Origin of the sequence: Herbaspirillum sp. NPDC101396, from assembly GCF_044767365.1 — a bacterium.
Lineage (GTDB): Bacteria > Pseudomonadota > Gammaproteobacteria > Burkholderiales > Burkholderiaceae_D > Herbaspirillum.
The window spans coordinates 1-5,564 of record NZ_JBIWNT010000009.1 but is presented as its reverse complement, the minus strand read 5'-3'; the positions used below and the strand labels follow the sequence as shown (position 1 = coordinate 5,564).

The 5,564-nt window shown below is 50.6% G+C and carries 2 tRNA genes and 3 rRNA genes; all 5 read right to left on the bottom strand.

Annotated features, from left to right (window positions below):
• Positions 1-212: 212 nt before the first annotated feature.
• Positions 213-325, bottom strand: a 5S ribosomal RNA gene (rrf, locus tag ACIROY_RS23870).
• 145 nt (positions 326-470) lie between these two features.
• Positions 471-3,346, bottom strand: a 23S ribosomal RNA gene (locus tag ACIROY_RS23865).
• A gap of 284 nt (positions 3,347-3,630) precedes the next feature.
• Positions 3,631-3,706, bottom strand: a tRNA-Ala gene (locus tag ACIROY_RS23860).
• 9 nt (positions 3,707-3,715) lie between these two features.
• A tRNA-Ile gene (locus ACIROY_RS23855) sits at positions 3,716-3,792 on the bottom strand.
• 116 nt (positions 3,793-3,908) lie between these two features.
• Positions 3,909-5,441 (bottom strand): 16S ribosomal RNA (locus ACIROY_RS23850).
• The 16S, 23S and 5S rRNA genes sit together here with 2 tRNA genes alongside, the layout of an rRNA operon.
• Positions 5,442-5,564: the final 123 nt, after the last annotated feature.

The following is a 5,564-nucleotide window of genomic DNA, read 5'->3' as shown; positions in this document are numbered from 1 at the left end:
AGCGCAATGGAGGTAAAAGCGGTGAGACAGGGGACGTAAAAGAAGAGATAGGGGACTTAGCGAGCGTGCCTTGAGAGGTAAGGCGAAGGCGGCAGTTGGGTTTTTAGAGGAGCAATTGCGGAGGAATTATTGGTGCAGAGGGGTGATTTACAAATGAAGCGCACAGCAAAAAGCCCCACACCTGATGGTATGGGGCTTAAGCTTAATTAATAGCCTGACGATGACCTACTTTCACACTGGTTGCAGCACTATCATCGGCGCGAAGTCGTTTCACGGTCCTGTTCGGGATGGGAAGGGGTGGTACCAACTTGCTATAGTCATCAGGCATAACTTGTAGTGTTGCTTGGGTCCAATTGGAGCTAGGATGGCCAAACAACGCAATCTGGGAAGAAGTAAATTTTATCTTTGGGTGTGATGTGCCGATCATGGCAAACACGGTAAAACTCTAAAGCTATAACAACTAATGTTATAGGGACAAGCCGCACGGGCAATTAGTATCAGTTAGCTTAACGCATTACTGCGCTTCCACACCTGACCTATCAACGTCCTGGTCTCGAACGACCCTTTAGGGGGGTTAAACCCCCGGGAAGTCTCATCTCAAGGCGAGTTTCCCGCTTAGATGCTTTCAGCGGTTATCTCTTCCGAACTTAGCTACTCGGCAATGCCACTGGCGTGACAACCGATACACCAGAGGTTCGTCCACTCCGGTCCTCTCGTACTAGGAGCAGCCCCCTTCAAACTTCCAACGCCCACGGCAGATAGGGACCAAACTGTCTCACGACGTTTTAAACCCAGCTCACGTACCACTTTAAATGGCGAACAGCCATACCCTTGGGACCGGCTACAGCCCCAGGATGTGATGAGCCGACATCGAGGTGCCAAACTCCCCCGTCGATATGAACTCTTGGGAGGAATCAGCCTGTTATCCCCAGAGTACCTTTTATCCGTTGAGCGATGGCCCTTCCATACAGAACCACCGGATCACTATGTCCTACTTTCGTACCTGCTCGACTTGTCAGTCTCGCAGTTAAGCACGCTTATGCCATTGCACTATCAACACGATGTCCGACCGTATCTAGCGTACCTTCGAACTCCTCCGTTACACTTTGGGAGGAGACCGCCCCAGTCAAACTGCCTACCATGCACTGTCCCCGATCCGGATAACGGACCAAGGTTAGAACCTCAAACAAACCAGGGTGGTATTTCAAGGTTGGCTCCATAGAGACTGGCGTCCCTACTTCAAAGCCTCCCACCTATCCTACACAGATTGGTTCAAAGTCCAATGCAAAGCTACAGTAAAGGTTCATGGGGTCTTTCCGTCTAGCCGCGGGTAGATTGCATCATCACAAACATTTCAACTTCGCTGAGTCTCGGGAGGAGACAGTGTGGCCATCGTTACGCCATTCGTGCAGGTCGGAACTTACCCGACAAGGAATTTCGCTACCTTAGGACCGTTATAGTTACGGCCGCCGTTTACTGGGACTTCAATCAAGAGCTTGCACCCCATCATTTAATCTTCCAGCACCGGGCAGGCGTCACACCCTATACGTCCACTTTCGTGTTTGCAGAGTGCTGTGTTTTTATTAAACAGTCGCAGCCACCTTTTTATTGCAACCCGTTTGTCCTCCTGGCGCAGGCCAGTCAAACTACTAGGGCGTACCTTATCCCGAAGTTACGGTACAAATTTGCCGAGTTCCTTCTCCCGAGTTCTCTCAAGCGCCTTAGAATACTCATCTCGCCCACCTGTGTCGGTTTGCGGTACGGTCTCGTTAGACTGAAGCTTAGAGGCTTTTCTTGGAACCACTTCCGATTGCTTCGCGAACAAGTTCGCTCGTCCCATACCCTTGAATTACGCTGCCGGATTTGCCTAACAGCCTTCTCTGATACAGAAACCGGGACATCCAACACCCGGACAACCTTCCGCGATCCGTCCCCCCATCGCATCTAACGACGGTGCAGGAATATTAACCTGCTTCCCATCAGCTACGCATCTCTGCCTCGCCTTAGGGGCCGACTCACCCTGCTCCGATGAACGTTGAACAGGAAACCTTGGGCTTACGGCGTGGGGGCTTTTCACCCCCATTATCGCTACTCATGTCAGCATTCGCACTTCTGATACCTCCAGCATCCTTTACAAGACACCTTCGCAGGCTTACAGAACGCTCTCCTACCATATCAATAAATTGATATCCGCAGCTTCGGTGACTGGCTTAGCCCCGTTACATCTTCCGCGCAGGACGACTCGATCAGTGAGCTATTACGCTTTCTTTAAAGGGTGGCTGCTTCTAAGCCAACCTCCTGACTGTTTTAGCCTTCCCACTTCGTTTTCCACTTAGCCAATCTTTGGGACCTTAGCTGGCGGTCTGGGTTGTTTCCCTCTTGACGCCGGACGTTAGCACCCGACGTCTGTCTCCCAAGCTCGCACTCATCGGTATTCGGAGTTTGCAATGGGTTGGTAAGTCGCGATGACCCCCTAGCCATAACAGTGCTCTACCCCCGATGGTGATACTTGAGGCACTACCTAAATAGTTTTCGGAGAGAACCAGCTATTTCCAAGTTTGTTTAGCCTTTCACCCCTACCCACAGCTCATCCCCTAATTTTTCAACATTAGTGGGTTCGGTCCTCCAGTGCGTGTTACCGCACCTTCAACCTGGCCATGAGTAGATCACTTGGTTTCGGGTCTACACCCAGCGACTGAACGCCCTATTCGGACTCGATTTCTCTACGGCTTCCCTATTCGGTTAACCTTGCCACTGAATGTAAGTCGCTGACCCATTATACAAAAGGTACGCAGTCACGGAACAAGTCCGCTCCTACTGTTTGTATGCACACGGTTTCAGGATCTATTTCACTCCCCTTCCGGGGTTCTTTTCGCCTTTCCCTCACGGTACTGGTTCACTATCGGTCGATTACGAGTATTTAGCCTTGGAGGATGGTCCCCCCATGTTCAGACAGGATTTCACGTGTCCCGCCCTACTTGTCGCAAGCCTAGTTCCACACTACTGATTTCGTATAAGGGGCTATCACCCTCTATGGCCGGACTTTCCATTCCGTTCTACTATCAATGGTGCTAAATCTTGCAGGCTGGTCCCATTTCGCTCGCCACTACTTTGGGAATCTCGGTTGATTTCTTTTCCTGCAGCTACTTAGATGTTTCAGTTCGCCGCGTTCGCCTTGCATACCTATGTATTCAGTATGCAATACCCATAAAGGGTGGGTTTCCCCATTCGGAAATCTGCGGATCAAAGCTTGTTTGCTAGCTCCCCGCAGCTTATCGCAAGCTACTACGTCCTTCATCGCCTGTAATCGCCAAGGCATCCACCATGTGCACTTATTCACTTGTCCCTATAACGTTAGCCTCTCTTCCGAGAGATCGTTATAGAGTTTTTTGAGTTTAGCGTTTGCCGTATTGCCAAAGTAAGTCTTCTAATTGCTAAGATCACTTCGTAATACTTTGATTGATACAATCACACCCATCAACTTCTTGCACAAGGATCGAAATCCTGGCGCTCGTCGTTGACGAATTCTTTACTTCTTCCAGATTGTTAAAGAACAAAAACAGCTATTGATCACTAAAAGACCAAACCTAAATCTACATGCTCATGCATGCGACTTAGGTTTGATGTTTCTGGTGGAGGTTGACGGGATCGAACCGACGACCCCCTGCTTGCAAAGCAGGTGCTCTCCCAGCTGAGCTAAACCCCCGAAACTCTTTGGTGGGTCTGGTTGGGCTCGAACCAACGACCCCCGCGTTATCAACACGGTGCTCTAACCAGCTGAGCTACAGACCCGCTTGGATCAGTAATCAGCAGTCAGCCAGCAGACAATGCCGTCGCCGCAACCGATATAACTGTTCTTCTTTACTAACAGACGATAAGTGTGAGCGCTTAAATCATGCGCACTCTAGAAAGGAGGTGATCCAGCCGCACCTTCCGATACGGCTACCTTGTTACGACTTCACCCCAGTCACGAACCCTGCCGTGGTAATCGCCCTCCTTACGGTTAGGCTAACTACTTCTGGCAGAACCCGCTCCCATGGTGTGACGGGCGGTGTGTACAAGACCCGGGAACGTATTCACCGCGACATGCTGATCCGCGATTACTAGCGATTCCAACTTCATGGAGTCGAGTTGCAGACTCCAATCCGGACTACGATACACTTTCTGGGATTAGCTCCCCCTCGCGGGTTGGCGGCCCTCTGTATGTACCATTGTATGACGTGTGAAGCCCTACCCATAAGGGCCATGAGGACTTGACGTCATCCCCACCTTCCTCCGGTTTGTCACCGGCAGTCTCATTAGAGTGCCCTTTCGTAGCAACTAATGACAAGGGTTGCGCTCGTTGCGGGACTTAACCCAACATCTCACGACACGAGCTGACGACAGCCATGCAGCACCTGTGTTACGGTTCTCTTTCGAGCACTCCTAAATCTCTTCAGGATTCCGTACATGTCAAGGGTAGGTAAGGTTTTTCGCGTTGCATCGAATTAATCCACATCATCCACCGCTTGTGCGGGTCCCCGTCAATTCCTTTGAGTTTTAATCTTGCGACCGTACTCCCCAGGCGGTCTACTTCACGCGTTAGCTGCGTTACCAAGTCAATTAAGACCCGACAACTAGTAGACATCGTTTAGGGCGTGGACTACCAGGGTATCTAATCCTGTTTGCTCCCCACGCTTTCGTGCATGAGCGTCAGTGTTATCCCAGGGGGCTGCCTTCGCCATCGGTATTCCTCCACATATCTACGCATTTCACTGCTACACGTGGAATTCTACCCCCCTCTGACACACTCTAGCCATACAGTCACAAATGCAATTCCCAGGTTGAGCCCGGGGATTTCACATCTGTCTTGTATAACCGCCTGCGCACGCTTTACGCCCAGTAATTCCGATTAACGCTTGCACCCTACGTATTACCGCGGCTGCTGGCACGTAGTTAGCCGGTGCTTATTCTTCAGGTACCGTCATTAGGCAAAGGTATTAACCTCACCCGTTTCTTCCCTGACAAAAGAGCTTTACAACCCGAAGGCCTTCTTCACTCACGCGGCATTGCTGGATCAGGCTTGCGCCCATTGTCCAAAATTCCCCACTGCTGCCTCCCGTAGGAGTCTGGACCGTGTCTCAGTTCCAGTGTGGCTGGTCGTCCTCTCAGACCAGCTACTGATCGTCGCCTTGGTGAGCTTTTACCCCACCAACTAGCTAATCAGATATCGGCCGCTCCATGAGCATGAGGTCTTGCGATCCCCCACTTTCATCCGTAGATCGTATGCGGTATTAGCTAATCTTTCGACTAGTTATCCCCCACTCTAGGGCACGTTCCGATATATTACTCACCCGTTCGCCACTCGCCACCAGGAGCAAGCTCCCGTGCTGCCGTTCGACTTGCATGTGTAAGGCATGCCGCCAGCGTTCAATCTGAGCCAGGATCAAACTCTTCAGTTCAATCTCTGTTTTGCCATTGCTGGCTGATTCTTTCGAATCGGTCACTCACTCAAAATACTGACAGATAATTTCTTACCTATATTTCTTCGTGAGCGTTTAAAAATATTTAAAGTTTCCAGACCC